27 protein-coding genes are annotated in these 26284 nt (G+C 72.3%); 7 read left to right on the top strand and 20 right to left on the bottom strand.

What is annotated here, in order from left to right; all coding sequences use genetic code 11:
- Positions 1–34 precede the first annotated feature (34 nt).
- The 7 genes from bioD to RB608_RS01925 all read right to left on the bottom strand — a co-directional run bounded on the left by bioD (position 35) and on the right by RB608_RS01925 (position 6221).
- The gene (gene bioD, locus RB608_RS01895; RefSeq protein WP_308086082.1) at positions 35–733 is read right to left on the bottom strand and encodes a dethiobiotin synthase; all 699 of its coding nucleotides are present in this window, start codon (positions 731–733) and stop codon (positions 35–37) included.
- Positions 730–1857, bottom strand: a complete 1128-nt coding sequence (locus RB608_RS01900; RefSeq protein ID WP_308086083.1) for an 8-amino-7-oxononanoate synthase — start codon at positions 1855–1857, stop codon at positions 730–732. Before RB608_RS01900 ends, bioD begins: the two co-directional genes overlap by 4 nt.
- Complete coding sequence (locus RB608_RS01905; protein ID WP_308086084.1) at positions 1854–3137, bottom strand: adenosylmethionine--8-amino-7-oxononanoate transaminase; 1284 nt, start codon at positions 3135–3137, stop codon at positions 1854–1856. The genes RB608_RS01900 and RB608_RS01905 overlap by 4 nt, the downstream gene beginning before the upstream one ends.
- 6 nt (positions 3138–3143) lie before the next feature.
- Positions 3144–4211, bottom strand: coding sequence for a biotin synthase BioB (gene bioB / locus RB608_RS01910; protein WP_308086085.1), 1068 nt, complete (start codon positions 4209–4211; stop codon positions 3144–3146).
- A gap of 96 nt (positions 4212–4307) precedes the next feature.
- On the bottom strand, positions 4308–4919 hold the full coding sequence (locus RB608_RS01915) for an energy-coupling factor transporter transmembrane component T (RefSeq protein WP_308086086.1): 612 nt from the start codon (positions 4917–4919) through the stop codon (positions 4308–4310).
- Between the two features lie 4 nt (positions 4920–4923).
- The gene (locus RB608_RS01920) at positions 4924–5625 is read right to left on the bottom strand and encodes an ABC transporter ATP-binding protein (RefSeq protein ID WP_308086087.1); all 702 of its coding nucleotides are present in this window, start codon (positions 5623–5625) and stop codon (positions 4924–4926) included.
- Positions 5622–6221 (bottom strand): biotin transporter BioY, encoded by a 600-nt coding sequence (locus tag RB608_RS01925; protein WP_308086088.1) that lies wholly within the window; start codon positions 6219–6221, stop codon positions 5622–5624. Before RB608_RS01925 ends, RB608_RS01920 begins: the two co-directional genes overlap by 4 nt.
- A gap of 149 nt (positions 6222–6370) precedes the next feature.
- Between RB608_RS01925 and RB608_RS01930 the strand changes: the two genes are divergently transcribed.
- Positions 6371–6841 (top strand): TetR family transcriptional regulator, encoded by a 471-nt coding sequence (locus RB608_RS01930; protein ID WP_308086089.1) that lies wholly within the window; start codon positions 6371–6373, stop codon positions 6839–6841.
- 131 nt (positions 6842–6972) lie between these two features.
- Positions 6973–8421, top strand: a complete 1449-nt coding sequence (gene zwf, locus RB608_RS01935; RefSeq protein ID WP_308086090.1) for a glucose-6-phosphate dehydrogenase — start codon at positions 6973–6975, stop codon at positions 8419–8421.
- 5 nt (positions 8422–8426) lie between these two features.
- Here the strand turns inward: zwf and RB608_RS01940 are convergent, their stop codons facing one another.
- Genes RB608_RS01940 through RB608_RS01970 form a run of 7 tightly spaced genes read right to left on the bottom strand, consistent with a single transcriptional unit; the run spans position 8427 to position 16048 of the window.
- The gene (locus tag RB608_RS01940) at positions 8427–9305 is read right to left on the bottom strand and encodes an SDR family NAD(P)-dependent oxidoreductase (RefSeq protein WP_308086091.1); all 879 of its coding nucleotides are present in this window, start codon (positions 9303–9305) and stop codon (positions 8427–8429) included.
- A gap of 12 nt (positions 9306–9317) precedes the next feature.
- Complete coding sequence (locus RB608_RS01945) at positions 9318–10541, bottom strand: CoA transferase (RefSeq protein WP_308086092.1); 1224 nt, start codon at positions 10539–10541, stop codon at positions 9318–9320.
- A gap of 20 nt (positions 10542–10561) precedes the next feature.
- Positions 10562–11263 (bottom strand): hypothetical protein, encoded by a 702-nt coding sequence (locus tag RB608_RS01950; RefSeq protein ID WP_308086093.1) that lies wholly within the window; start codon positions 11261–11263, stop codon positions 10562–10564.
- A gap of 7 nt (positions 11264–11270) precedes the next feature.
- Entirely contained in the window at positions 11271–12260 is a 990-nt protein-coding gene (locus RB608_RS01955; RefSeq protein ID WP_308086094.1) for an ABC transporter substrate-binding protein, read from the bottom strand.
- Between the two features lie 37 nt (positions 12261–12297).
- Positions 12298–13128, bottom strand: coding sequence for an ABC transporter permease (locus RB608_RS01960; protein ID WP_308086095.1), 831 nt, complete (start codon positions 13126–13128; stop codon positions 12298–12300).
- Positions 13125–13958 (bottom strand): ABC transporter ATP-binding protein, encoded by an 834-nt coding sequence (locus RB608_RS01965; protein WP_308086096.1) that lies wholly within the window; start codon positions 13956–13958, stop codon positions 13125–13127. Before RB608_RS01965 ends, RB608_RS01960 begins: the two co-directional genes overlap by 4 nt.
- Positions 13955–16048 carry an acetate--CoA ligase family protein gene (locus tag RB608_RS01970; RefSeq protein ID WP_308086097.1) on the bottom strand — a complete coding sequence of 698 codons (2094 nt, stop codon included), beginning with the start codon at positions 16046–16048 and terminating at the stop codon, positions 13955–13957. The genes RB608_RS01965 and RB608_RS01970 overlap by 4 nt, the downstream gene beginning before the upstream one ends.
- Before the next feature lie 96 nt (positions 16049–16144).
- Here RB608_RS01970 and RB608_RS01975 point away from each other — a divergent pair, with 96 nt between their 5' ends.
- The gene (locus RB608_RS01975) at positions 16145–16780 is read left to right on the top strand and encodes a TetR/AcrR family transcriptional regulator (RefSeq protein WP_308086098.1); all 636 of its coding nucleotides are present in this window, start codon (positions 16145–16147) and stop codon (positions 16778–16780) included.
- Here RB608_RS01975 and RB608_RS01980 read toward each other — a convergent pair.
- On the bottom strand, positions 16770–17666 hold the full coding sequence (locus RB608_RS01980; RefSeq protein ID WP_308086099.1) for a helix-turn-helix transcriptional regulator: 897 nt from the start codon (positions 17664–17666) through the stop codon (positions 16770–16772). The genes RB608_RS01975 and RB608_RS01980 overlap by 11 nt on opposite strands.
- A gap of 141 nt (positions 17667–17807) precedes the next feature.
- Here RB608_RS01980 and RB608_RS01985 point away from each other — a divergent pair, with 141 nt between their 5' ends.
- Entirely contained in the window at positions 17808–19136 is a 1329-nt protein-coding gene (locus RB608_RS01985) for an MFS transporter (RefSeq protein ID WP_308086100.1), read from the top strand.
- On the opposite strand, the gene RB608_RS01990 is transcribed toward RB608_RS01985, so the two are convergent.
- The 3 genes from RB608_RS01990 to RB608_RS02000 are packed head-to-tail and all read right to left on the bottom strand — an operon-like array spanning position 19094 to position 22412.
- Complete coding sequence (locus RB608_RS01990; RefSeq protein ID WP_308086101.1) at positions 19094–20617, bottom strand: NAD(P)/FAD-dependent oxidoreductase; 1524 nt, start codon at positions 20615–20617, stop codon at positions 19094–19096. The two genes, RB608_RS01985 and RB608_RS01990, sit on opposite strands and share 43 nt — an antisense overlap.
- Positions 20614–21462: an SDR family oxidoreductase gene (locus tag RB608_RS01995; RefSeq protein ID WP_308086102.1), complete on the bottom strand. Its 849-nt coding sequence runs from the start codon at positions 21460–21462 to the stop codon at positions 20614–20616. The genes RB608_RS01990 and RB608_RS01995 overlap by 4 nt, the downstream gene beginning before the upstream one ends.
- Positions 21459–22412, bottom strand: a complete 954-nt coding sequence (locus tag RB608_RS02000) for a patatin-like phospholipase family protein (protein WP_308086103.1) — start codon at positions 22410–22412, stop codon at positions 21459–21461. Before RB608_RS02000 ends, RB608_RS01995 begins: the two co-directional genes overlap by 4 nt.
- Positions 22413–22508: 96 nt before the next feature.
- Between RB608_RS02000 and RB608_RS02005 the strand changes: the two genes are divergently transcribed.
- Together RB608_RS02005 and RB608_RS02010 are read left to right on the top strand one after the other, a co-directional pair.
- The gene (locus tag RB608_RS02005) at positions 22509–23138 is read left to right on the top strand and encodes a TetR/AcrR family transcriptional regulator (protein WP_308086104.1); all 630 of its coding nucleotides are present in this window, start codon (positions 22509–22511) and stop codon (positions 23136–23138) included.
- Between the two features lie 111 nt (positions 23139–23249).
- The gene (locus RB608_RS02010) at positions 23250–24143 is read left to right on the top strand and encodes a sulfite exporter TauE/SafE family protein (protein WP_308086105.1); all 894 of its coding nucleotides are present in this window, start codon (positions 23250–23252) and stop codon (positions 24141–24143) included.
- Between the two features lie 36 nt (positions 24144–24179).
- On the opposite strand, the gene RB608_RS02015 is transcribed toward RB608_RS02010, so the two are convergent.
- On the bottom strand, positions 24180–24506 hold the full coding sequence (locus RB608_RS02015) for a hypothetical protein (RefSeq protein WP_308086106.1): 327 nt from the start codon (positions 24504–24506) through the stop codon (positions 24180–24182).
- A gap of 148 nt (positions 24507–24654) precedes the next feature.
- On the bottom strand, positions 24655–24888 hold the full coding sequence (locus RB608_RS02020) for a hypothetical protein (RefSeq protein WP_308086107.1): 234 nt from the start codon (positions 24886–24888) through the stop codon (positions 24655–24657).
- Positions 24889–25037: 149 nt separating this feature from the next.
- Between RB608_RS02020 and RB608_RS02025 the strand changes: the two genes are divergently transcribed.
- Positions 25038–26249 (top strand): DNA (cytosine-5-)-methyltransferase, encoded by a 1212-nt coding sequence (locus tag RB608_RS02025; RefSeq protein ID WP_308086108.1) that lies wholly within the window; start codon positions 25038–25040, stop codon positions 26247–26249.
- Positions 26250–26284 lie beyond the last annotated feature (35 nt).

Here is a 26284-nt window from a genome sequence, read left to right on the forward strand (position 1 = left end):
CCGGCGTGGATCCAGGCTCAGCCTGGATCCGGGCTCAGACGAACCAGGTCGGCGCGGCCGCGCCGAACGCCTCCGGGGCGAGCGCGCCGGCGCCCGCCGGGAGGACGGCGAGCAGCGGGACACCGGTGACGCGGGGCAGGTCCGTGCGGTTGCAGGTCTCGGCGACGCCCGGCTCCGCGGGCCAGCTGCCGATGATCAGGCCGGCGGGCTCGACCTGGACCGCGCGCAGGGCGGTGACGGTCAGCTCGGTGTGGTTGAGGGTGCCGAGACCGGCTCGGCACACGACGACCACCTCCACGGGCGATCCCTCCGCTCGCCGCAGTGCGAAGGTGAGGTCGCGGGCGAGGTCGAGGAGGGTGCCGCCCTCCGCGTCGAGGCGCACCAGCAGGCCGCCGGCGCCCTCGACGATCACCCGGTCGTACGCCGGAAGCAGCTCCCGGATCCGGGTGACGTGCTCGCGCACGGTCGGGATCGACACGCCCTGGAGGCGGGCGGCGGTGTCGGGGGCGAGCGGCTCGCGCAGTCGCGCGAGCTCCTGGACGTCGACGGCAGCCAGCGCCGAGACCGTGTCCACGTCGGCCGGCTCGGGGCTGTCCGGGCCGATGCCGGTCTGTACCGGCTTCACGACCAGCACCCGCTCCCCGGCGGCGAGTGCGCGGGCGGCGAGGGTCGCGGTGGCGATGGTCTTTCCGACGCCGGTGTCCGTCCCGGTCACGACGACGACGCGGGTCACTGGTGCTCCTTCACGAGGGCGGCGAGCACCGCCAGGGCTCGCGCCCAGTCGTCGTCCGGTACGCCGGCGCCGGCGGTGATCCGCAGTCGCGAGATGCCGTCGGGGACCGACGGCGGTCGGAAGCAGCCCACCCGCAGCCCCGCATCCGCCGCGGCGGCCTGGGCGGCGACCGCGGCCTGGGGCGACGACATCGGGACCGACAGCACAGCCCCGGCGGGCGCGACGACGCCGAGCGCGTCGGCCAGCCCGGCGATGCGGGTCCGCACCGTCGCCCCCAGCGTGGGCCGGGCGCGCAGGGCGCGGAGCGCCGCCAGCGCACCCGCGGCCGGCGCCGGCGCCAGGCCCGTGTCGAAGATGAACGGCCGCGCCCGGTTGACCAGGTGCTCGCGCAGCGCGACCGGGCCCAGGACGGCACCCCCCTGGGCGCCGAGCGACTTCGACAGGGTCGCCGTGACCACCACGTGGGGGAGTCCCGCGAGACCCGACGTCGCGACGAGCCCGGGTCCGTGCACGCCCAGGCCGTGCGCCTCGTCGACGACCAGGAGGGCGTCGTACTCCGCGCAGAGCGCGGCCAGCTCGACCAGCGGTGCGGCGTCGCCGAGCACGGAGTAGACCGACTCGGCCAGGACCAGGGTGCGTTCTCCGGCGACCGCGGCGGCGACCAGGCCGGATCGCACCGCCGCGACGTCGCTGTGCGGCACGACGCTCAGCCGCGCGCGGGAGAGCCGGACAGCGTCGACCAGCGAGGCGTGGATGTGCGCGTCGGAGAGCACCCGGGTGGTGCGGTCGGCGAGCGCGGTCACGACGGCGAGGTTGGCGTGGTAGCCCGTCGAGAAGACGAGCGCAGCCGGCTGCCCGAGGTACGCCGCCAGCTCGGTCTCGAGCTCGTCGTGGAGTCTCAGCGTGCCGGTGACCAGCCGCGAGGCGCCGGCGCCGGCACCCCAGACCAGCGCAGCGTCCGCGGCGGCCCGGCACACGTCGGCATCGCGCGCCAGTCCGAGGTAGTCGTTGCCTGCGAGATCGATCGTCGTGTCCCCGGCGGTCCGCGGCCGCAGCCGGCGGGTCAGTCCCGCGGCCTCGCGCGCGGCGGCCTCGGCGGCCAGCCAGCTCTCCCAGGCGCTCATCCGGCGGCCACCGCCGCGGTGATGCCGCCGAGCAGGCGGTCGATCGCGTCGGGCTCGGCCACGTACGGCGGCATCGCGTAGACGAGATCGCGGAACGGCCGCAGCCACACGCCCGCCGCCAGCGCGGCGTCGGTGGCCGCGACGACGTCGACCGGGTGGTCGAGACGGACGACGCCGACCGCGCCGATGGTCCGCACGTCGCTCACGCCCGGTGCCGAGCGCAGCGGGGCCAGCCCGGACGCAAGTCGCTCGCCGATCGTGCCGACCCGGCCCGCCCAGTCGCCGGAGAGCAGCAGGTCGATCGACGCGCTCGCGACCGAGCAGGCCAGCGGGTTGCCCATGAACGTCGGCCCGTGCATGAGCACGCCCGATTCGCTCGTGGAGATCCCGCGCGCCACCTCGTCCGTGGTCAGCACGGCCGCCAGCGTGAGGTAGCCGCCGGTCAGCGCCTTGCCGACACAGAGGAGGTCCGGTGTGACGAGCTCGCTGACGAACAGGTGCCCGGTGCGCCCGAAGCCGGTCGCGATCTCGTCGAAGACCAGCAGCAGTCCGTGCTCGTCGGCGATCTCGCGGAAGACCCGCAGGCACGCGGCGGGATAGGGGTGCATGCCGCCGGCGCCCTGCAGCAGCGGCTCCACGATGACGCCCGCGAGCTCGTGCGCATGCCGCGCGGCGAGCTCACGCAGCTCGGCCGCCCAGGAGGAGATCGTGGCCGCGTCGGCGTCGTACGCCGGGGGTCGCGGTCCGAAGACCTGGTCGGGCAGCAGTCCCTGCCACATCGCGTGCATGCCGCCGACCGGGTCCGTGACACTCATGCAGTCGAAGGTGTCGCCGTGGTAGCCGCCGAGGACGGTGAGCATCCGGGTACGCCCGGGCCGGCCGCGACCGCGCTGGTACTGCAGCACCATCTTGAGCGCGACCTCGACCGACACCGAGCCGGAGTCGGCGAGGAACACCCGCTCGAGGGGGGCCGGCGTGATCGCGACCAGCCGCCGGCCCAGCTCGACCGCGGGCGTGTGGGTGAGCCCGCCGAACATCACGTGGCTGAACCGGCCGGCCTGCTCCGCGAGCGCGGCGTCGAGGACCGGGTGCCGGTAGCCGTGGATGGCCGACCACCACGACGACATCCCGTCGACGACCCAGCGACCGTCGACCTCGAGTTCGCACCCGCGGGCCGCCGTCACCAGGCGGACCGGGGTGGGCTCGGTCATCGAGGTGTAGGGGTGCCAGAGGTGCTCGCGGTCGAAGGCGAGCAGCTCGTCGGTGGCGGTGAGGGTCATCGGGACTCAGGCGTTCGCCGCGACCTCGGTGCCCGCGCCGCGGCGACGGATCGCCGGGTCGTGCTCGGCCCCGGTCGGCGCGACGGGCTCGTCCTCGGTGCCGAGGACGACGAAGCCGTTGTCGCGGATCATCTCGATGTCGGCCCTGGCCTCCTGGCCCTCCGAGGTGAGGTAGTCGCCGAGGAAGATCGAGTTCGCGACGTGCAGCGCTATCGCCTGGAGCGAGCGCAGGTGCAGCTCGCGGCCGCCGGCGATCCGCAGCTCCTTGTCGGGGCAGACGAACCGGGCCATCGCCAGGATCTTGACGCAGCGGGTGGGGGAGAGCTCCCAGGTGTCCTCGAACGGTGTCCCGTCGAAGGGCATCAGGAAGTTGACCGGGATCGAGTCGGACCCGAGGTCCTTGAGCGCGAACAGCGCCTCGATGAGCTGCTCGTCGGTCTCGCCGAGCCCGGCGATCAGGCCCGAGCAGGGGGACAGCCCGGCGGACTTGGCCCTGTCGATGGTGTCGACCCGGTCGTCGTACGTGTGGGTCTGGACGATCGTGTCGTGGTGCGACGCGGCGGTGTTGATGTTGTGGTTGTAGGCGTCGACGCCGGCCTTCTTGAGCCGCTCGGCCTGACCGTCCTTGAGCAGGCCGAGACAGGCGCAGACCTCGACGTCGGGGTACTCGTCCTTGAGGGCCTCGGTCATCTCGGCGACCTTCTCGATGTCGCGGTTCGAGGGGCCGCGGCCCGACGAGACCATGCACACCCGGGTGGCCCCGCCGCGCAGGCCGGCGCCGGCCTGCTGGAGGGTCTCGTCCTTGGAGAGCCAGGAGTACTTGAGGATCGGCGCGTCGGAGCCGAGTGCCTGCGAGCAGTAGTTGCAGTTCTCGGGGCACAGCCCGGACTTGAGGTTGACCAGGTAGTTGACCTTCACGGTGTTGCCGAAGTGCGCGCGGCGCAGCCGCCCGGCCGCGGCGACCACGGCCATCAGGTCCGCGTCCGAGGCGCGCAGGACGGCGAGCGCGTCGGTCGCGGAGGCCGCGCCCCCGTCGAGGATGCGGGTGGCCAGCTGGTCGAACTGCACGCTCATGGGTGCTCCCTGGGCAGATCCGGATCGGTTCCTGAACAGTGTTCAGGTGGCTCAGGATAGCCCGATCGGCCTGCGTTGGGGAGTCCCGCCCGTGCGTCAGTCGTCGCCGAGGCCGCGGGCGTGCAGCGCGTCGCCGGTGGCCCGCGCGTGGGCGACGACCCGGATCACCAGGGGCGTCAGGTAGGCCCGCGGGCTGCGCTCGAGTCCGCGGGCCCGGGCGGCGTCCCGGGTCTCGCCGGCGATGGCGAGGGTGAGCGGGATGCCGCGGATCATCAACGAGAAGGCGAGCGCGACCAGCTCCGGGTTGACGCCGCGGCGGCGGAACGGGCCGAGCCAGCGGGTGATCGCGTCCACCATCCGCTCCACCGAGGTGGTCGTGGTGAACACGGTCGCCAGGAGGACGAGCGCGACCAGTGCGCCGACCACGACGAAGGCGTGTTCGCCGCCCCGCTGCCAGGTCTGGTACGCCGCCAGCAGGGTCATCGCGACCAGGACGCCGCGCAGGGCACGGGCCGCCCGGCCGAGGCGGACGCCTGCGACTACGCAGCTGAGTCCGGCCAGCGCGAGCAGGGCGCCGGTCGTCGTGACGCCGCGGAAGGCCACCGCGACGACGCTGAGCACCAGCAGGCCGAGGAGCTTGGCGCCGACGGGCAGCCGGTGGAAGACGGTGGTGCCCGGTTGATAGTCCCCGAGCGGGCTCGCGGCCATCGGCTCAACCCACCGTCGCGCGGTAGCGGGCGACCACCTCGGCGGGCGCGCCGTCGGCCACCACCGCGCCGTCGTCGATCAGCAGGGCCCGGTCGCAGCGCAGGGCGAGGTCGAGGTCGTGGGTGGCCAGCACCAGCTGCTGGGGGAGCCCGAACAGCAGGTCGCCGATCATCCGGGCGTTGCGCAGGTCGAGCAGCGTGGTGGGCTCGTCGGCGACCAGCACGGCCGGGTCGGTGGCGAGCACGCCCGCGAGCGCGAGCAGCTGCCGCTGACCGCCGGAGAGCGTGTGCACGCTGCGGTCCGCCAGCTCGTCCAGGCCGTACGACGCCAGCACGGCGCGCGCGGCGGCGGTGCGCGCCTCCCGGGCGCGGACCTGGTGGCGCAGGGAGAGCGCGACGTCCTCGACGACCGTGGGCATCACCAGCTGCGCGCTGGGGTCGGTGAACACGAAGCCGACCCGGCGGCGTACCTCGCGACCCTTCTTGGCCACGTCGAGCCCGTCGACCAGGACGCGGCCGGAGGTGGGCTCGACCAGGCCGTTGACCAGGCGCGCGAGCGTCGACTTGCCCGAGCCGTTGGGGCCGATCAGGGCGATCCGCTGCTCGGTGAGGTCGAGCGTGGTCTCCCGCAGCACGGTGACCTCGGGGACCGGGCCGCCGGGCGTCGCCGCCCGGACGCCGACCCGGTCGAGCTCGATCCGGCTCACGCGGACTGCGTCGCCGGCTCGTCCGTGGTGGTCGCGGCCGGGCGCCGGGCGGCGAGGTCCGGGAAGGCACGGTGCACGGCGGTGGCGATGAGGGCCATCACGACGTTCTTGGCGATGTCGCCGGGGAAGTAGGCGGCGTCGAAGCTGAACGCCTCCTTGAGGCTGAGGTCCGCGCGCCAGGCCAGGTTGAGCGGCCCGAGGGTGTGCACGAACACGAAGCTGCTGAGCAGGCCGCAGGTGAACACGAGCGTGAACTGGGTGGCGTTCTGGCGGTTGCGGTAGACGAGGTAGCCGCACAGTGCCGCGGCGAGCGGGAACGCCACGAGGTAGCCCGCGGTCACGCCGCTGTAGTGCGAGATGCCGGAGGCGCCCCCGGAGTAGATCGGCAGCACCAGGCCCGCCACCAGGTAGAGGACGACGCACAGGAACCCGCGGAGGGGCCCGAGGACCGCGCCGGCGAGGAGCACGCCGAAGGTCTGCAGCGAGTAGGGGACGCCGACGCCGGTCTTGATGTCGGGCAGGATGGCGCACACCGCGATGAGCGCGGCGAAGCCGGCGATCAGGGCGACGTCGGTGGTCGGGGTACGGCGGTTCATCGGGGTCACTCTCGGGGTCCGGGGGAGCGCGGTGGCGCGCAGTTGAACAGTGTTCAGGTTAGGCTGATCGCGGGACTCAGGTCAACGGGGGTCCACCGGCGGCGGGTTCGGACGAGGGGAGTGCGGGAGTGCGGTATCGGCGCAGGGACGTGGTCGAGCGGGCGATCGAGGTGCTCGACGAGCACGGCCTCGACGCCCTGTCGATGCGCCGTCTCGCCGGCGACCTCGGCGTCCAGCCGGGTGCGCTCTACCATCACTTCACCAACAAGGACGCCCTGCTCGCCGCCATCGCCGACGAGATCCTCCGACGTGGTCGCCGCCCCGCCGAGATCATGGCCTGGGACGCCGAGGCGCACCTGCTCTGCCTGGGCCTGCGCGACGCGATGCGCCGCCACCGCGACGGCGCCCTGCTCATCGCCGGCGTGCACCGCTCGGATGCCGAGGCGCTGGAGCGCCCGCTCCGGGCGGCCCTCGAGCGCGCCGGTGCCGACGACGCCCTGACCCGGGTCGGCGCGCGCACCCTGGTCCGCTTCGTGCTCTCCCACCAGGACGAATCGGACCCGGACTTCACCCTCGGGCTCGCTCTCGTCCTCGACGGCCTCCGCGCACGGCTGGCCTGATCGTCGTACCGGACACAACGGTCGTGTCGCGGGCGAATTCACGACAGGGATGTCCGGTGCGACGCGCGACACCCGCCGCCGGACGCCTCTCGTTATCGTGGCGGTAACACCGAGGAGGCACTGTGGACGACATGGCACCGAAGACCCAGAAGCCGGTGACGGTCGTGCTGTTCGGCGCGACGGGCGACCTCGCGCGCCGCAAGCTGCTGCCGGGGATGCTGCACCTGTTCGAGACCGGGCTGCTGCCGCAGCTGCGCATCGTCGGCACCTCGCTCGACGAGCACACCACGGAGTCCTTCGTGGACTTCGTGCACGAGGCGGTGATGGAGTTCTCCGGTGACGACGGCGACATGGCCGCCTGGCCGGAGTTCGCCAAGCTGCTGACCTGGGCGCCCGGCACGGAGGGCACCTCCGGGCTGCGCGCCGCCGTCGAGAAGGCCGAGGCGGACTGGGACGGCGACCGGGTGCGGCTGCACTACCTCAGCGTCCCGCCCAAGGCGGCGCCGACCGTCGTCAAGACGATCGACGACGCCGGGCTGGCCCAGGGTGGCCGGATCATCATGGAGAAGCCCTTCGGCGTCGATCTCGTGTCGGCCAGGAAGCTCAACGCCGAGCTGCACCGGACCTTCGACGAGTCGCAGATCTACCGGATCGACCACTTCCTCGGGAAGGAGGCGGCGCAGAACATCCTCGCCTTCCGGTTCGCCAACGGCCTCTTCGAGCCGATCTGGCACCGCAACAACATCGACCACGTCCAGATCGACGTCCCCGAGGAGCTGGGGCTCGAGCAGCGGGCCGACTTCTACGAGTCGACCGGCGCCTACCGCGACATGGTGGTGACCCACCTGTTCCAGGTGCTCGCGTTCACCGCGATGGAGCCGCCGACCTCGCTGGCCCCCGACGCGATCAACGACGAGAAGAACAAGGTCTTCCGCTCGATGATGCCGATCGACCCCGCCAACGTCGTCCGCGGTCAGTACGAGGGCTATCGCGACATCGCGGGCGTCGCGCCCGAGTCGGAGACCGAGACCTTCATCGCCCTCAAGTGCTTCATCGACAACTGGCGCTGGGCCGGCGTCCCGTTCTACCTGCGCACCGGCAAGCGGCTGGCCGAGGGCGCGCGGATCATCTCGATCGCGTTCAAGGAGCCCCCGCGCTCGATGTTCCCGCACAACTCCGGCGTCGGCGACCACGGCCCCGACCACCTGACCTTCGACCTGGCCGACAAGGCGAAGATGTCGCTGTCGTTCTACGGCAAGCGCCCCGGCCCGGGCATGAAGCTCGACAAGCTCTCCATGCAGTTCGCGATGGGCGACACCACCTGGGCGGGCTCGGTGCTGGAGGCCTACGAGCGGCTCATCTACGACGCCGCGCGCGGCGACCAGACGCTGTTCACCTCCGCGGAGGGCATCGAGCGGCTGTGGGAGGTCTCCCAGCCCCTGCTCGACAACCCGCCCGTCGTGCGGCCCTATCGGCAGGGCAGCTGGGGACCCAACCAGATCCACCAGCTCGTCGCGCCGTACGCCTGGCGGCTGCCGTTCGAGCGGCAGTGGCGCAATCCCAACGCGCTGGGGGGCTGAGCCGGCTACCGCACGACCGCGTCGCTGTAGGCCAGGGGTCCGCCCAGCAGCGAGCGCCGCGAGACCGGCACGCGCCCGTCGACGTCGGTCACACCCAGCTCGGTCGCGAGCTCCGCGCCGATGAGCGCCCGCCCGGACCGCCGCTGCTTGGCGGCCGGCAGACCGGCGTCGAGCGCGGCGATCGCGCGACCGGTGAGCTCGGGGTGCTCCATGATCGGCAGCGAGTCGCGGTAGAGCTCCGGGTCGCCGTCGACCACCCGCATCGTGCGCTCGGTGCGCAGGAGACCCGGCCAGAGGGCGACGACGCTGACGCCGGTGCCGTCGAGGTCGACCGCCATGTCGTGCGTCATCTTGTCGACGCCCGCCTTGACCGCGCCGTAGGCCGGCCCGTGCAGGTAGCAGACCGCCCCGAAGCCGGAGACGTTGACGACGAGCGGGGACCGGGGCGCCGATGCCAGCAGCAGCGGAGCGGCGTGCCAGGTCATCGTGTACGTCGAGCGCAGCCCGACGTCGAACATCATCGCGGCGTCGAGCGGCTTCTCCCAGAAGCCTCGGGCCGAGGTCACCCCGTCGGGTACGGCGAACGCGTTGTTGACCAGCAGGTCGAGCCGGCCCTGCTCGGTCCCGACCCGGGCGACCACGGCGGCGACGGCCCCGTCGTCGCGGTGGTCGCAAGCGACGGCGACGCCGGTGCCGCCGCGCCCGGTCACCTCCCGGGCGGTCTCGCCGACGGTGCCGCCGAGGTCGTGTGTGCCGGCATCGACGGTGCGGCCGGTGACGTAGACGACGTACCCGGCCTCGCCCAGGGCGAGCGCGATGCCCTTGCCGAGCCCGCGGCTCGCCCCGGTGACCACGGCGACGCGGCGCTCCTCCTGCTGGGGCACGGCCCGCTCCTCCTAGATGGCGCCCGAGCGGCGCAGCGACGCGACCCGCTCGCCGGCGTACCCGAGCTCGGCGAGCACCTCCTCGGTGTCCGCCCCGACCTCGGGTGCCCGCCGGGGTGGGCGGCGCGGCTCGCCGACGACGTTGACCGGCGTGGGCAGCAGGTCGGCACCGTGCTCGGCCGCCGGCCACCACGGCATCCGGTGCGCGAACTGGGGGTCGCGGCCGATCCCGGCGGCGTCGTTGACCGGGGCGATGGGGCAGTCGATCGCGAGGCCGAGCTCGACCCACTCGGCGGTCGTCCGGGAGGCGAACAGGTCGCGCAGCTCGGCACGCAGGTCGCGGTCGCCGGTCGCGTGGTCGCCGTACCGCTGGCCCTCGCGGCCCTCGTAGAGGTCGAGCCGGTCGCAGGCGACGCAGAAGTTGCGCCAGAACTCCTGCTCGGAGGCCTGGAAGAGGACGTGCCCGTCGGCCGAGCGGTAGTACTGGTAGCGCACCGCCTCCTCCATGCCGCCCGGCCCCGGACGCCGCCGGGCGCCGTCGTCGGCCGGGTTGCCGGTCACCTCGGGCTCGGGCCGCTCGTACGCGCGGTGCCCCTCGATCGGCAGCCAGTTGCTGAAGGCTGCCGCGTCGCTCTGCGAGATGTCGAGATGGCACCCCTCGCCGGTACGACGCGCACGCAGCACCGCGGACACGGCTGCGAGCGCACCCCACAGAGGCCCGACCTTGGTGCCGGTGCCCGTGTGCTCGGGGATGTAGGTGAATCCCTGGTCGTCGACCGCGGGCGCGGCCAGACCGGCCCAGGCGTCGAAGCCGACGCCGTGCGAGGGCAGGTCGCGGTAGGGCCCGTCGATGCCGAAGCCGGACAGCGAGCAGAGCACGATCGCCGGGTTCACCTCGCGGAGCCGGTCGTAGCCCAGGCCGCGCCGTTCGAGGGCACCGGGCCGCATGCCCTCGACGACGACGTCGGCGCGCGCCACCAGGTCGAGGAAGACCTCGGGGCCGTCGGGGGAGCGCAGGTCGAGCCGGATCGAGCGCTTGCCCCGGTTGACGTGCCAGTGCAGCAGCGAGTGTCCCTCGACGATGGGCCAGCCCAGCCGGCGGATGTAGTCGCCGCCGGGCGGCTCGACCTTGATCACGTCGGCGCCCAGGTCGCCGAGGGTCATGGCCAGGGCTCCGGGCTCCAGCAGGGTGCACTCGACGACACGGATTCCGTCCAGCAGGTACGGGTGGGTCACGGAGGATCCTCTCTCGCGGATCAGGGCTGCCGGCCGGTACGCAGCGGCGACAGCGGGGCGGCGCACAGCAGGGTGCGCTGGTCGGACAGGACGAGGTCGGCGGTGCGCTCGCGCCACCGGTCGACGGCGGGGCCGCGGTCGAGGAACATCTCGATCTCCGCCCAGCGGGGCCAGTCGGCGACCGACCACACCACGATCACCTCGCTGTCGGAGACCATCGCGGTGCGGTAGGCGCCGGTGAGCCCGAGGCCGGCGGCGAGCGCCGTGCCGAGCCACTCGTCGGCCAGCAGTGACAGGTAGTCGGGGGCCTTCCCCCGCGCCACGGTCACCACCTCGTGCAGGTGGCAGACGGCGGGCGGCAGGTCCGCGCTCAGCGTCGCGACCGTCGGGCTGTAGTCGGCGGGCAGCAGGATCCGGTCACGCCCGCCGGAGCGGAGCTCGGCGGCCGCGGACCACCAGCGGGCCAGGGTGGGGTCCTGGAGGGAGTCGTGAGAGAGCTCGTGGGCGAAGTTCGCGGCGAGTCCCTCCCAGCCGTCCAGCTCCCACATGTTGACGACGCTCGGCCAGCGGCCGGTGCTGCCGACGGTCGCCCACACCCCGAAGCAGCGCATGCCACGCTCGCCGCGTGCCTCGGCGTCCCAACCGGACGTCATGTGCTCCATGTAGTCGGCGCGGCGGGCGCCGATGATGTCGATCTCCTCGTGGATGTAGATCGTGCTCACCGGGCGGCTACTTCGCGAGCTCGTCGTCGATGACCTCGTTCTCGGCGAGCGGGTCGGAGTAGACCAGCACATCCTTCTGCCGGGCGTACGTCGCCTGGTAGCGGTCGGTGAGACCGGCCGGGTAGACCAGGTCGGGCGGGAAGACCAGCTCGGGCAGCTGGTCGAGCTGGGCCTCGGAGATCTCCAGCTGCTTCACCAGCGCCGCCCGGACGTCGGGGTCGTCGTGGTAGGTCCCCTGGAGGTGGTCGGCGATGGCGCTGCGCATCCCGGCGAGCAGGCGCGCGCCCTTGTCGCGGTCCTTCTCCAGCAGGTTGGGGCCGAAGAGCACCGCGCCCATGGTGATGTCCTCGGGCTGCCCGAAGGCGAAGGTGAGCTTGTCGGACTTCTCCGCCTCCAGCCACACCGGGTCGGAGAGCCAGCCGGCCTTGACCGCACCGCTCTCCAGCGCGAGAAGGATGTCGGTGGCGCCCATCGTCTGGAAGGTCACGTCGGCGGCGGAGATGCCGCTGCGCTCGAGCTCCTCCTCCAGCACCATCGAGACCGGTGCGCCGTTGCCGACGGCGGTCGCGACGGTCTCGCCGCGCAACCGCTCCGGGTCGAAGGTGCCGTTCGGCGCGAGGTCCTTGCTGACCCAGAGGCCGGAGCGGCTGTCGTCGGGCGGGAACATGCCGGGCGCCACGATCTTGATGGGGGAGCCGCCCGAGACGGCGTTGAAGAACGCGGCGCTCGGCGCGCTGAAGACGGCGTCCACCTCGCCGGTCGCGAGCAGGACCATCGCATCGCTGGGTGCGGCGGTCACGATCTCGACGTCGAGGTCCTGGTCGGCGTAGCTGTCGAGCTCCATGCCGACCAGCAGGGGGGCGAACGCCTCGAGCTTGGCGGAGATGGCGACCTTGACGGTGCTCTTGTCGGCGGCGTCGTCCGACGAGCCGCACGCGGCGAGCAGGACGCCGCCGAGGAGGCCGGCGAGGAGCAGGGCGAGCTTTCGTGTCAACACGTGGGTTCCTTTGCTGGGGTCGAGGAGGAGAGCGTGGTCACCGGCGGTCCGTCGGCTGCGCCCACGGCAGCAGGCGACGTCCGAGAGCGGTGACCAACGTGGTGCAGAGCAGCCCGAGAAGGGCGATGACGCAGATGCCGACGTACATCGGGCGGGCCTGGAAGAGCGACCAGCTGTGCCAGATCCGGAAGCCGACTCCGCTGTTGCCCTGGACGAACTCGGCGCCGACGATGACGAGGATGGCGACGCCGACCGAGAGGCGGAGGGCGACGAAGAGCTGGGGGAGGAACGCCGGCCACAGCACATGGCGGAACATGTCCCATCGGCTGGCGCCGAAGGCCCGGGCCGCCTCGCGATAGCCCTCCGGGATGGCGGTGACGCCCGCCATGCAGGTGATCCAGGTCGGAAAGAAGACCGCGAGGGCCACCAGCAGCACGAGGGGCGTCTCGCCGAGTCCGAAGATGAGCAGCAGCAGCGGGAGCAGAGCGAGCTTGGGCACGGTGTACAGGGCGGACAGGAAGGGGTCGAAGGCGGCGCGGACCAGTCCCGAGAGCCCGAGCGCGAGGCCGGCGGCGGCACCGGCGGCGGAGCCGGCGACGAAGCCGATCACCACGCGCCGCAGCGTCGCGGCCAGGTCGTCGAGCAGGACACCGCTGCGGACCATGTCGCCGGCGGTCGACACGATCATCGTCGGTGCGGGGAAGAAGCGCACCGGGATGGCGCCGGTGCGGGCGGCGACCTCCCAGGCGACGAGCACGACCAGCGGGGTGAGGACGGCGAGCGCCCGCTCCAGGCGACGGCGCCGGCGAGCCGTCCGCACTGGGTCGATCTCGGCGGCCGTGGGCCGGACCACCACCGTCGCGCTCACGTTGCGCTCCGGCCGTCGAAGGTGCGGGAGACCTCGTCGCGCAGCAGTGTCCAGAGCTGTTGCTCCAGTGCGGCGAACGCCGGCTCGCCGCGCGTCTCCGCCGAACGGGGCCGATCGAGCGGCACTGGGAGGTCGGCGAGGATCCGGCCGGGCCGGGCGGACATGACGACGACCCGGTCCCCGAGCAGGATGGCCTCCTCGAGGCTGTGGGTCACGAACACGACCGTGCGCCGATCGCTCTGCCAGAGGGTGAGGAGCTCCTCCTGGAGCACGGTGCGCAGCTGGGCGTCGAGCGCCGCGAACGGCTCGTCGAGCAGCAGCACCTCCGGCTCGACCGCCAGGGCGCGCGCGATGGAGACCCGCTGGCGCATCCCGCCCGACAGCGTGGCTGGGTAGGCGTCGGCGAAGTCCGCGAGCCCGAGCCGGGCGAGCCAGGAATCCACGGTGCGGGTGGCCTCGGCGCGGGAGGCGCCGGCGACGTCGAGGCCGAACCGGACGTTGGCGCGCACCGACTTCCAGGGGAAGATCCCGTAGTCCTGGAACACCATCGCGGTCGGCGTACGCCGGGTGCCCTCGTGGTGGACGAGCACCTCGCCCTCGCTGGGCCGGTGCAGGCCGGCCATCATCCGCAGCAGGGTCGACTTGCCGCAGCCGGAGGGGCCGACGAGGCAGACGAACTCGCCCCGGCGCACGGTGAGGTCGACGCCGTCGAGGGCGACGACGGCGTCGCGGGTTCCGTACCTCTTGCCGACGCCGCGCACCTCGATCGCGGCGGCGCCTGCAGCGGCGGGATCGGTGGTGGGGGACAAGGTGGCTCCTGGGGTGGTCATGCGACGGCTCCGGCGTTCTCGTGCTGGTCGGGGATCGAGGCGAGTGCATCGACGGCGACGACGCGGTCGGGCAGGACGATGAGGGGATTGATGTCGAGCTCGGTGACGACCCCGTCGGCGGCCAGGCGCTGTACCGCCATGACGACGTCGACGAGCGGCTCGAGATCGACCGGTGGGGAGCCGCGGAAGCCGGTGAGCAGGGCCGCGCCGGTCAGCTCCGCGACCATCCGGTGCACCTCGGCCCGGTCGAAGGGCGGCACCCGGAAGGAGACATCGCGGTAGAGCTCGACCGCCACGCCACCCACGCCGAGCATGACGGTGGGGCCGAAGACGGGGTCGGGCGCGACGCCCACGACCATCTCGACCCCGCCGCGGACCTGCTCGCTGACGAGGATGCCGGCGAGGTCGCCGTCGGGGAGGTCGGCGACGATCCGCTCGAAGTCCGCGACGGCGGCACGTCCCGGGGCGCCGTCGGCGATCCCGAGCCGGACCAGGCCGAGGTCGGACTTGTGCGCCAGTCCGTCGACGACGGCCTTCAGTACGACGGGGCCGTCGTGCCGCTCGATCGCGTGGACCACCTCGTCCGCATCGGTGCAGAGCACGTCGCGCGAGACCGGGATGCCGTGCTCGGCGAGCAGGCTCTTGGCGCCGAGCTCGGTGAGCTGGCGCTCGGCGCCGGGGGAGGCCCGCGGCGGGTCGGGGATCGCCGGCAGCTCGTGCGCCCGCTCGCGGAACTCCAGATGGTCGGCGAGCGCGCGGATCGCGGACACGCAGTTGCCGAAGGTGCGGAAGACCGGGAGCCGGGAGCCGAGCAGCACCCGGCGGTAGGCGTCCTCGGTGCCGGAGGGCGAGCCCCAGATGACGCAGATCGGCTTGTCGGTGGTCTCCGCGACGGCGACCAGGTCGGCGACGAGCGTGTCGCTCATCGGCGGGAAGGCGCCGGTGATCGGGACGACCAGGATGCCGACGGCAGGGTCGGCCAGGATCGTCTCCAGGATGCGTCGGCCGCGCCAGTCGCCCACCGGGTGTCCGCCGTTGTCGACCGGGTTGCTCACCCGCAGGTAGTCCGGGATCCACTGGCGCAGCGCGGTGACGGTCTCCGCGCTCAGCTCAGGCAGCTCGAGCCCGGCCGCGCCGAGCAGGTCGGCCAGGTGCGCGCTGGTGCCGCCGCTGATGGCGTAGACGCAGACGCCCGCGTGCGGAGGCTCGCCGGCTCGGGCGAAGAGCGCGGCGGTGTCGAGGAGCTCGTCGAGGCCGTCGACCCGGGCGACGCCGTACTGGCGCAGTACCGCCGAGGCGACGTCGTCCGCACCTGCCAGGTGGCCGGTGTGCGACATGGCCCAGGAGCGGCCGAGCTCGGTCCGGCCCACCTTGACCGCTACCAACGGGACGCCGCGGCGCGCGGCGGCGCGCGCCGCGCGGCGGAACGCCGTCCCGTCGGCGAAGCCCTCGAGGTAGAGCGCGATCGCCCCGGTCTCCTCCTCGTGCGCGAAGTAGTCGACGAAGTGCGCGGCGTTGAGGTCGGCCTCGTTGCCGGTCGGCGCCCAGTGGCTGAACCGGATGCCGAGCTCCTGGCCCTGGAACACCGGGCGCCCCTGGTGGCCGCTCTGGGTGATCAGCGCGATCGGCCGGCCGGGCAGGTCGGTGCGGAACTCCTCGAAGAGGTTCAGGTTGGTGTTCGGGCCGAGTGCGCGCACGCCCGCGGCGCGCAGCGAGCGGACCAGCTCGGTCTGCCGCCGTTCGCCGTCGGGACCGGTCTCGGCGTACCCCGCGGCGAAGAGCACGACGAAGCCCACGCCCTTGGCGGCGATGCCGGGCAGCACCGAGTCGACGTCGCCGATGAGAACGATCGCGACGTCGACCCGGCCGGGGATGTCCTCGATCGACCGGTACGCCGTGATCCCGTCGACGACCGCGCGCCGTGGGTGGACGGGCACGGCCTCCGCGCCGACCCGGTCGGCCCACGCGGCGACCCGGCGCCAGTTCAGCGTCGTCGGGCGTCCCTCGGCGTCCGAGGCCCCGATCACCGCCACGCGTTCGGGTCGGAACAGGGCGTCGAGGTCGACGCTCGCGCGGTCGATGTGGTCCATCCAACACTCCTTCGACAAAGCAAATGCTTGGTTAGGGCGGAGTGTCAGGGTTTACTAACGATCGTTAGTCTGTCAAGGCCTAGGATGCGGAGTCCGATGAACGACGACACGATGCGACCGCGCGGCCGACCGCGCGGCAAGCCGACGACCAACCCGGCCGACCGGATCCTGGATGCCGCCGCGGAGTCCTTCGCGACCCACGGCAGCCGCGGCGCGTCGATGCGCGTCATCGCCGATGCCGCAGGCATGCGTGCGCCCTCGATCTACAACCACTTCGCCAGCAAGGACGAGCTGTTGATCGCGGTCGGCAAGCGCTACTTCGCGGCCCTGGTCCCGCAGCTGCAGGCGGCTTCCCGCATGCCGGGCACCGGCGTGGTCCGGCTGGAGAACCTGATCCGCGCGGCGACGACGGTGAGCATGACGCACCCGTTCGACCACCTCACGATGGTCCGCGAGCTCATGCAGGTGCGCCGCGAGCCCGGCGCCGAGTCGCTGGTCGCCGACGGCCAGCGGTGTATCGCGATCTGGCACATGGTCATCCGGCGCGGCCAGGCCGACGGGTCCCTCCGCGGCGACGTCTCGCCCGCCGGCATGACCTGGCTGATCTTCACCGCGATCACCGCGCTGGCCGACCCCGGGCGGCGCGCCGACATCCTGGGCGACCCGGCGACCCGCAACGTCGACACCCTGTGCACCGTCCTCATCGACGGCGCGCGGCCGGTCAGTCGATGACGCCCGCCTCCCGCGCCAGCCGGACGGCGTGGACCCGGTTGGTCGCGTGGAGCTTGCGCATCGCGTTCTTGAGGTAGGACTTCACGGTGCTCTCGACCAGGCCGAGGGAGGCGGCGACCTCGCGGTTGCTCTGGCCGAGTGCGACCTGGGCGAGGACGTCGACCTCGCGGGCGGCCAGGCCCGTCGGCACGCCGGGAGTACGACGCGCGGCGGGTGCCGACGCGGGGGAGCGGCCGTGCTCGACCCGGTTGCGCACCTCCACGAGACGGGCTCGCAGCGCCTCGTCCTCGACGAGCGAGGCGAGGTCGGCGAGCTCGTCGGAGATGTCGCGCAGGTCGGCGCGGGTCAGCTGCACCTCGCGTGGCGCGGCGGGGGTGGGCGCCTGGCCGAGGCCGCGCAACGCGCCGACGCGGCGGCGTACCTCGTCGTCGACGGCGATCTCGCGCTCGAGGCGTCGCACGAGCGGCAGGAAGGCGTCGTACCAGACGTCGCCGAGCACGACCTGGGCGCGATGGCCGACGTAGACGATCATCCGCGGTGAGCGGTCGACGACGATCGGCAACGCCGTCACGGTCTCGAGCTGCTCGGCGCGCACCGGACCGTCGTACTGGTGGGTGATGCCGCGGGCGTCGTAGTAGTTGGTCACCGAGACCGGCCGGCCCATCAGCAGCGCCTTGCCGCCGAGGCCGTAGCCCGAGCGCACCCGCAGCCCCTGCAGGGCGCGGGTCTGGGCACTGTGCAGACCGGTGATGGCGAGAGCGGTGCCGTTGTCCACGACCGGACCGCCGAAGGCCATGTCGCTGTGCCCGGTCGCGCGGAACGCCGTCAGCGTGCGCAGCAGCCGACCGCCGTCGGTCGGCGCCTCCTGGGCGAGGTCGAGGGACATGTCCTCCACGGTAGGTGACTGCGGTCACAGGCGGCAACGACGGCACCCTCCTTGGGAGGTAGTACCTCCTTCGAGGGGTTCGGGCCGCCTGTGGCCCGACTCACACTCCCGGCGATCGACCGAACCCGAGGAGTGGATTCCATGTCCGAACGACCGACCCCGATGCGGCGCGTCGCCTTCGCGAGCTGCGCGGGCACGACCATCGAGTTCTACGACTTCTTCATCTACGGCACCGCCGCGGCGCTGGTGTTCCCGACGGTGTTCTTCCCGGCGCTGGGCGACTCCGCCGCGAGCGTGGCCTCGTTCGCCACGTTCGCAGTGGCGTTCATCGCCCGCCCGCTGGGCGCGATCGGCTTCGGGCACTTCGGTGACCGTCTCGGCCGCAAGAGGACCCTGATCAGCACCCTGCTGCTGATGGGCGCCGCGACCGTCGCCATCGGCCTCCTGCCCGGTGCCGCGACGATCGGCGTCGCCGCGCCGATCCTGCTGGTCATCCTGCGCTTCCTCCAGGGCCTGGCCGTCGGTGGGGAGTGGGCGGGCGCGACCCTGCTCGCGGCGGAGTACGCCCCGCCGAACAGGCGCGGTCTCTACGCGGCGTTCCCGCAACTGGGCCCCGCGATCGCGTTCGCGCTCTCCAGCGGCACCTTCCTGCTCGTGAACCGGGTGGTCGGCGAGACCAGCCCGGCGTTCATCGAGTGGGGCTGGCGGGTGCCCTTCGTCGCCAGCGCGCTGCTGGTGATGATCGGTCTCTACGTGCGGCTGAAGGTCGAGGAGACCCCGATGTTCCGCGAGACCACGCGCACCCGCGCCAGCACCCAGGGACCGCTCGCCGCGGCGCTGCGCAACCAGTGGAGGGAGATCCTCCTCGGCGGTGGATCCCTCGCGATGCTGTTCGCGTTCTTCTACGTCGGCACCGCGTTCCTGACGTCGTACGGCACCACCGTGGTCGGCCTGTCCCGCGCGTCCGTGCTCACCATGGGCGTCGTCGGTGCCGTGGTGTTCGGCGTGATGATCACGCTGTCCGCCGTGTTCAGTGACCGGATCGGCCGCAAGAAGGTCGTTCTCGCCTCCTGCCTGGTCGCCGTCCCGTGGGGCTTCGCGCTCTTCCCGATCCTCGACCGCGGCACGGCGACGGCGTTCGCGATCGGCCTGTTCGGCACCCTCGCCATCTTCGCCGTCTCCTACGGCCCGGCCGGCGCCATGCTCCCCGAGATGTTCCGCACCGAGTACCGCTACACCGGCGCCGGGATGGCCTACAACCTGGCGGGTGTGATCGGCGGCGGCACGGCGCCGTACCTCGCCTCCGACTTCGCGGAGGCCGGCAACACCAGCGCCATCGGCTGGATGCTCGCGGCCTTCGGCGCCCTCAGTGTGGTGTGTGTGCTGCTCATGGCCGAGACCCGGCACCGGGTCATGACCGACGCGCCTCAGGAGGCCGACGCGGCGACCCTCGCGGCGGTGAACGTGTAGTCGTCCAGCGGGAAGCGGGTGGCCTCGCGGGCCGCGCTCAACGTGGACGTCGGGCGCAGCAGCACCGCCTCACCGTGCTGGTTGAAGTAGTAGCTCCGAGCGGTGGCGCAGCTGCCCGCGTTGAAGACGGAGTTGCCGAGGAGGCCGGTCATCCGGTCCAGGAACCGGTCGTTGGCCTCCTCGGTGACCTCCACGACGTCGGCACCGCGCTCCCGCATCGCCGTCAGCACCCGCCCCATGTGCGCCATCTGGGTCTCGATCGTGGTGAAGTACGACAGGCCCGAGTAGGAGTAGGGGCTGTTGAGCGAGAAGAAGTTGGGGAACCGCGGGACGGTGATGCCCTCGTAGGCGCAGAAGCGGTTGTCGCGCCACCACCTGCCGAGGTCGCGGTCCTCGCGGCCGACGATCTGCACGGCCGGGAAGTTCACGTCCCACAGGTTGAAGCCGGTGGCGAGCACGAGGACGTCGAGGTCGACCCGGTTGCCGTCGGCGGTGACGATGCCCCCGGCGTCGACGTGGTCGATCGACGTGGTCTCCAGGTCGACGTGCGGCTTGGTGAACGTCGGGTAGTAGGTGTTGGAGAAGGTCGGCCGCTTGCAGCCGAAGTCGTAGTCGGGCGTGAGCCTGGCCCGCAGCTCCGGGTCCTTGACCTGTCGCTTGAGATGGGCCGCGCACACCCGCTTGCCGACCGCGTTCGCCCAGGGCAGGTCGCGGAAGTGCAGCACACCGGCGACCATCATCACCTCGAGGATCGAGGTCCCGACCAGACGCGTGGCCTTCTGGGTCAGCGGCACCTTCGCGAACGCGCCGCGCACGACGCCGGGCACCGGCCCGTCCAGCTTGGGGCTCACGTAGATCGGCGTGCGCTGGTAGACGGTCAGATGGTCGGCCACCTTCGCCAGCTCGGGGATCAGCTGCACGGCGGTGGCGCCGGTGCCGATGATGCCGACCCGCTTGCCCTCGAGCTCGATGGCGTCGTCCCAGCGCGTCGTGTGCACGACGGTGCCCGCGAAGTCCTCGACGCCCGGGATGTCCGGCAGCCTGGGCTGGGACAGGAAGCCGGTCGCGGTCAGCAGGAAGCGGCCGCGCACGACCTCGCCGCCGGCGATCGTGACCTCCCACGCGGAGGTCTCCTCGTCCCAGCGCGCGCCCTCGACGACGGTGCCGAAGCGCATGTGGCGGCGCAGGTCGTACTTGTCGGCGACGTGCAGCGCGTACCTCTTCAGCTCCGGCCCGGGAGCGAACAGTCGCGACCAGTGGGGGTTCGGCTCGAACGAGTAGGAGTACGTCGAGCTCGGGATGTCCACCGCGAGACCGGGGTAGCGGTTGACATGCCAGGTGCCGCCGAGGTCGTCCTCGCGCTCGAGGATCACCAGGTCGTCGTACCCCTGACGCTGCAGCTCGATCGCGGCGCCCATGCCGCCGAAGCCGGCGCCGACGATGACGGCGTCGTGGACGCCGGGGGCGTGGAGACTGCTCATCGGGTGGTCCTCTCGGTGGCGGCGTCGGCGAGACGCTCGGTGTAGGTCGTGCGGGCGGCGTGGTCGGGGCGGAGGGCGCGGTCGTCGCGCATCAGCCGGCGGAACCGGTCGAGGAGCGGCACGGGCACCAGATGGGCGCCGGTGGCGAGCGCGCCGACGTACCGGGGGACGGCGATCTCGGCCTCGCGACCGCCGACGGAGCCGACCACCGCCTCCGCGATCCGCTGCGGGCTCACCTTGGGGATGGGCCTCATGTCGAGTCCCGAGGCGAGATCGGTGTCGACCGCGGACGGCAGCACGGCGGTGAGCGTGACGCCGTGGGGCGCCATCTCCAGGCGGGTCGCGGCGGTGAGGCCGACGACGGCGAACTTGCTGGCGTTGTAGACCGCGAGTCCCGGGATCGGGAACCTGCCGGCCAGCGAGGCGACGTTGACGACGTGACCGCGCCGGCGCTCGACCATGCCGGGCAGCACCCGGCGCATGCCGTGCAGGACGCCGTGGACGTTGACCTCAATCATCAGCCGGTCCAGCGCGGGATCCATGTCGAGGAAGGGGCCGTTGGGCATCACGCCGGCGTTGTTGACGAGGACGTCGACCGGGCCGTGCTCCGCCTCGGCGGCGCTCACGAAGGCGTCGTACGACGCCCGGTCGGCGACGTCGAGGAGATGGGCGCTCGCCCCGGTCTCGTCGGCGGTGGCGCGCGCGGTCGTCGTGTCGAGGTCGCCGAACGAGACCTTCGCGCCGCGGGCCACGAAGGCCTGGACCGTGGCGCGGCCGATGCCGCGGGCGCCGCCGGTGATCGCGACATGCGCGCCGGCGAGGTCGATCGGGGTCGGTCGCGTCATCGGGGTACCTCCGGGGATGTGATCTGGTCGCGCAGGTGTTGCGCGACCAGATCGGGGGTGGTGCGGGCGGCCGTGGCGCGGACCTGCTCGACGCGGGCTCCGTCCATGAAGTTCGCGCCCATGGCGTCGAGGTCGGCGAGGGTCGGCTCGATCCGGGCGACCCGGGCGCCGGCGGCACGCAGCGCGGCGACCTCCCGGTCGACCCGCCGGGACATCGGGCGGCGCAGCAGCCGCTCGACCCGGGCGGGTCCGCGGGCGGGTGCGGCGCCCGGGCTGGACATGGGGGCGACCACGACGACCTCGTCGATCCGGCCGTCGTGGACCTGGGGGAGCAGGAGGTCGGCGGAGGTGGGGGAGACGGCCCCGCCGTCGAGGAGGGCCCGGCCGCCGATGCGCACCGGCGGGAACCAGCCGGGGATCGCCCAGGAGGCCGCGATCGCCTGTCCCAGGTCGGCCTTCGGCGCACCGGGGTGGCCGAGCGGCACGCGTTGTCCGGTGCGGGTGTCGGCCGCGACCAGCCAGGTCTGCGGGTGCCTCGACCAGCCGGTCGCCGGGTCGGCCAGGGCGTCGCCGAGGTCGACCAGCCACTGCGCGTCCCCGCCGCCGCGGGGGAGCAGGCCGGCGAGCCCGGCCAGCAGGTCCGCCCGTCCGGTCAGGGCGGCGCGGGTGAGGCCGAGGCCGGGCCAGGTGGGCCGGGGCGGGCCGGGCAGGGCACCCGGGGCGCGGGGTGAGGACAGGTGCGCGGCGACGAGCCGGTCGCCGCCGTCGTGGATCGCGCTGCCGGCCACGCCGGAGCCGAGCAGCGCGACCAGCTCAGCCCCTGCCGACGTACCGATGAGGACGTCGGGGGTGCGGGGCTCCCAGCCCTGTCGCTCGAGCTCGGCGAGGACGGCGGCGCTCCACGCGAAGCCCAGCGTGCCGCCGCAGCCGATGACCAGTGCGCGCCCCATGCGGGCCTCCTGCCGATCCTGAAGGACAAAGCGGAATGAGATGTCAGTTACGGAACGTATCGTCAGTTCTGCCGATCTGCAATAGGCTCCGATGTCATGACGGCGACCACGGAGGGGCTCTCGCGGCTGGAGAGGCGCAAGGCCGAGACCCGGCGCGAGATCATCGAGGCCGCGTTCACCTGCTTCGCCGAGCAGGGCTACCACGCGACCGGCATCGCCGACATCGCCGCGCGGCTCGGCATCGGGCACGGCACCTTCTACCGCTACTTCGAGAACAAGCGCGACATCGTCGAGCACGTCATCGACGACCTGATCGGCCGCATCGTCGATGCGCTCGGCGCGGACAATGCGCCGGAGGCCGTCACCACGCTGGAGGGATACCGGGCCCAGACCGAACGGATCGGCGCCGCCCTCGCCCGGATCTTCAGTGACGACCCGCGGGTGCCCCAGCTGCTGCTGTCCGCCGCCGGCATCGACGACGCCATGCGCGAGCGGATGCTCGACCTGTTCGCCACGACCACGCCGCTCACAGCGGCGTACCTCGAGCACGGGGTGCGGCTCGGCTACCTGCGGGCCGAGCTCGACGTCGAGCCCACGGCGCAGGCCATCAACGGGATGATCCTCGGCTCGGTCCTCGTGGGCCTGCGTGATCCCGCCCCGGAGCGGCAGGCGCGGCTCAGTGCCGCGATCCGCGCGGTGATGTACGACGGGATCGCCGCGCGCTGATCCGCCCGGCGCCCGCCCGTCTTGCCGCCGTCTGGCGAGTCGACAGTGCAAGGTCTTGTATGTAGCCTTGATCGGTAGTGTTTATAACCATTACTGATTCGAGGGCCTGACATGTGGTTGGTCGCGGCATTCGCGCTCGCGGGCGGGCTCGCCCAACTCGTCGACGGCACGCTCGGCATGGGCTTCGGCGTGACCTCGGCGACGGTGCTGCTGGCCCTCGGAGTCGCCCCGGCCACGGCGAGTGCCGCGACCCACGCGGCGAAGCTCCCGACGACCTTCGTCTCGGGGATCTCGCACTGGCGGGCAGGCAACGTCGATCCCCAGGTGCTGGTGCGCGTGGCCCTGCCGGGCGCGGTCGGTGGCTTCCTCGGCGCTGTCATCCTCACCTCGATCAGCCTGGAGGCGGCGAAGTCGTCGATGGCCGGCCTGCTGATCTTCTTCGGCCTGGTGATCCTGGTCCGCTTCGGCTTCGGCCTACGGATCATCCCGGTGCCGAAGTCCGGCCACACCGCTCGCTGGCTCTCGCCGATCGGCCTGCTCGGCGGCTTCGTCGACGCCACCGGCGGCGGTGGCTGGGGTCCCGTCGTGACCCCCAGCCTGATGACCGTGACCAGCCACGAGCCGCGGCGGGTGGTCGGCACCACCAACGCCGCCGAGTTCGTCGTCGCCCTCTCCGTCTCGTCCGGCTTCGTCACCGGCGCCGCGCACCAGGACATCCCGTGGCTGCCCGTCCTCGGCCTGGTCCTCGGCGGCGTCCTCGTCGCCCCGATCGCCGCCCGTCTGGCCGGCCGCCTCCCGCACGCGCCGATGGGCGCCATGGTCGGCGGCCTGGTCATCCTGGTCAACGCCGTCACCGTCGTCGGCGCGGTGGCCGACCTGCCCATCGTCCTCGACGTCGCGCTGATCGTCGGGTGGCTGGCGCTCGTCGGCCGGATCGCGTGGCGGGCGTGGGGCCGGGAGAGGGCTGCGGCCGCCGAGCGGGACGCGGTGCCGGTCCCGGCCTGAGGCGGCCTGACCCGGCCTGGCCCTACCGGGGCTGGGTCAGGAGAACGCGACCGGGGGGATGTCGGTCCGCACGAGTCGCACCTGGCGCGGCGGTATCCGCTCGGGCAGGTACGAGTAGCCGGTGTCGAACTCAACGAGGTCGTCGTCCGCGACGCCGTCGACCTGCCACAGGTCCACCGGACCACCCGTGTTGTTGATCCGGATGAACCAGTCCACCTCTCCCTCGTCGCAGAGGAAGCAGCCCTCCACCTCGGGCCCGTCGCTGCCCGCGATCCCCGGCGCGGCGCCCATGCGGGACCAATCGAGGCCGTGCGTGGAGATCGAGGCCCGGTTGAGGCGCGAGCTGAGGTGGAAGTGAGCCATGACGCGAGCGTAGGGCGACGACGATCCACAGCGCCTCCGCATTTGCGGGCTGCCGCGTTGGGATCAGCGCCACTGTGCCCTGGTGCCGAACGGTGCCGCCGTCCTGAGGCCGTCGCACGTCCACCTCGACCGTCACGAGGAACTTCACCTAGGCCTGGGGCCTGAGCAGGCGCGCGCACTCCTCGACCAGCCGGACCCGGAGCGGAGCACCTCGCTCGACGAACCCGCGCTGCGCCTCGGCGCACGCCGCCTTGCCCTTGGCCGTCTCGATCCGGACCAGCTCGAAGCCCAGGTCCCGCAGGTCGTACGGCGCCGCACCGAGACCCTGTGGCGGCGGTCGGATGACGGCAAGGGCAAGAATGAACTCCTGTACGGCACCCATTGGTGATCTAGTTCTTCGAGCCCTGAGCCGAACGAGAAGGGTTCACAAGTTGGAGGACTGCTCCTCATCCACAGGGCGCGGCGCGGAGACTCGAGTTTTGTCGGCGGATCCGGCTACGGTTCTCAGCAAGTCAGGTTAGGAGGCCGAGGTTGAGGATCGCGGGACTGTTCGCCGGTATCGGTGGCATTGAGCAGGGGTTCCGCCGCGCCCTCGGGGACGGGGTCGAGACGAGCCTCCTGTGTGAGTGGTGGGAGCCCGCCCAGGACGTGCTCCGAGCGCGGTTCCCCGATGTTGAGCTTCACCCCGACGTGCGCGAGTTGCGAGACCTGCCGAGGGGCCTTGATCTGCTCTCCGCAGGCTTTCCCTGCACCGACCTGTCGCAGGCCGGCCGCACGGCTGGGATCACGGGCGAGGCGTCTGGACTGGTCTCCAACGTCTTCGAGGCGCTGCGCTTGACGGCTGCAAGCAAGCACCGGCTGCCCTGGCTGATGATCGAGAACGTACCGAACATGCTCACGCTCGACAAGGGCAAGGCGATGGCCTACCTCGTGCGGGAGATCGAGTCGCTCGGCTACCGCTGGGCCTACCGAGTGGTGGACTCTCGGTTCACGGGTGTGCCGCAACGTCGTCGTCGCGTGATCCTGCTGGCATCGGCGACCGATGACCCCCGACGTGTCCTGTTCGCTGATGAGGCTGGGGAGCGACCGGAGACGGACCTCAAGGCCGATGCGTTCGGCTTCTACTGGACTGAGGGCAAGGGAGGGCTTGGCTGGGCGCAGGACGCTGTGCCGACCCTCAAGGGTGGCTCTACGGTCGGCATCCCGTCGCCCCCGGCGATCTGGGTGCCGGGTGCCCCTGACGACCGCCTGTTCGTCACCCCAAGTGTCGAGGATGCCGAGGCGATGCAGGGCTTTGAGCGTGGCTGGACCAACGTGACGACCACGGCGAGGAAGAACGGACCTCGTTGGAAACTGGTCGGCAATGCGGTGACCACGCGGGTGGCTGAGTGGGTCGCAGGGCGGCTCGATGAGCCGGGTGACCTGGTGATCGATCTCGACGGCTCCGAGGTGAGTCACCGCTGGCCTACGGCGGCATGGGGAGAGAACGGCAAGGCGCACAAGGTGGCGATCTCCGAGTTCCCTCTCCTCGCGTCGTACGAGCATTTGTCGTCCGTGGTCGATCTCAGCGAGGCCGCTCCGCTAAGTGCTCGCGCGATCAACGGCTTCCAGAACCGTTTGTCGCAGGGCAACCTCGGACGCTTCGAGGGCTTCCGTGACGACGTTGCCCGCTACCGCGAGACGGCGTGGTCGAACAAGTTCGGCAGCGCGGTTCTACCGATCCCTGTGGCGAAGGTGAGCTAGCCTCGCCTTCGTGCATGGACCGGAGATCTTGACGA

Origin of the sequence: Nocardioides sp. LHD-245, assembly GCF_030929495.1 — a bacterium.
Classification (GTDB): domain Bacteria; phylum Actinomycetota; class Actinomycetes; order Propionibacteriales; family Nocardioidaceae; genus Nocardioides.

Coding starts and splice junctions, on each gene's coding strand:
- RB608_RS01985 (WP_308086100.1), top strand. CDS start 17,808: ATGTCCGAACGACCGACCCCGATGCGGCGCGTCGCCTTCGCGAGCTGC.
- RB608_RS01905 (WP_308086084.1), bottom strand. CDS start 3,137: ATGACCCTCACCGCCACCGACGAGCTGCTCGCCTTCGACCGCGAGCAC.
- RB608_RS01995 (WP_308086102.1), bottom strand. CDS start 21,462: ATGACGCGACCGACCCCGATCGACCTCGCCGGCGCGCATGTCGCGATC.
- RB608_RS01975 (WP_308086098.1), top strand. CDS start 16,145: ATGAACGACGACACGATGCGACCGCGCGGCCGACCGCGCGGCAAGCCG.
- bioB (WP_308086085.1), bottom strand. CDS start 4,211: ATGAGCGTGCAGTTCGACCAGCTGGCCACCCGCATCCTCGACGGGGGC.
- RB608_RS01980 (WP_308086099.1), bottom strand. CDS start 17,666: ATGTCCCTCGACCTCGCCCAGGAGGCGCCGACCGACGGCGGTCGGCTG.
- RB608_RS02010 (WP_308086105.1), top strand. CDS start 23,250: ATGTGGTTGGTCGCGGCATTCGCGCTCGCGGGCGGGCTCGCCCAACTC.
- zwf (WP_308086090.1), top strand. CDS start 6,973: ATGGCACCGAAGACCCAGAAGCCGGTGACGGTCGTGCTGTTCGGCGCG.
- RB608_RS01900 (WP_308086083.1), bottom strand. CDS start 1,857: ATGAGCGCCTGGGAGAGCTGGCTGGCCGCCGAGGCCGCCGCGCGCGAG.
- RB608_RS01915 (WP_308086086.1), bottom strand. CDS start 4,919: ATGGCCGCGAGCCCGCTCGGGGACTATCAACCGGGCACCACCGTCTTC.
- RB608_RS02000 (WP_308086103.1), bottom strand. CDS start 22,412: ATGGGGCGCGCACTGGTCATCGGCTGCGGCGGCACGCTGGGCTTCGCG.
- RB608_RS01990 (WP_308086101.1), bottom strand. CDS start 20,617: ATGAGCAGTCTCCACGCCCCCGGCGTCCACGACGCCGTCATCGTCGGC.
- RB608_RS01925 (WP_308086088.1), bottom strand. CDS start 6,221: ATGAACCGCCGTACCCCGACCACCGACGTCGCCCTGATCGCCGGCTTC.
- RB608_RS01965 (WP_308086096.1), bottom strand. CDS start 13,958: ATGACCACCCCAGGAGCCACCTTGTCCCCCACCACCGATCCCGCCGCT.
- RB608_RS02005 (WP_308086104.1), top strand. CDS start 22,509: ATGACGGCGACCACGGAGGGGCTCTCGCGGCTGGAGAGGCGCAAGGCC.
- RB608_RS01970 (WP_308086097.1), bottom strand. CDS start 16,048: ATGGACCACATCGACCGCGCGAGCGTCGACCTCGACGCCCTGTTCCGA.
- RB608_RS02015 (WP_308086106.1), bottom strand. CDS start 24,506: ATGGCTCACTTCCACCTCAGCTCGCGCCTCAACCGGGCCTCGATCTCC.
- RB608_RS02020 (WP_308086107.1), bottom strand. CDS start 24,888: ATGGGTGCCGTACAGGAGTTCATTCTTGCCCTTGCCGTCATCCGACCG.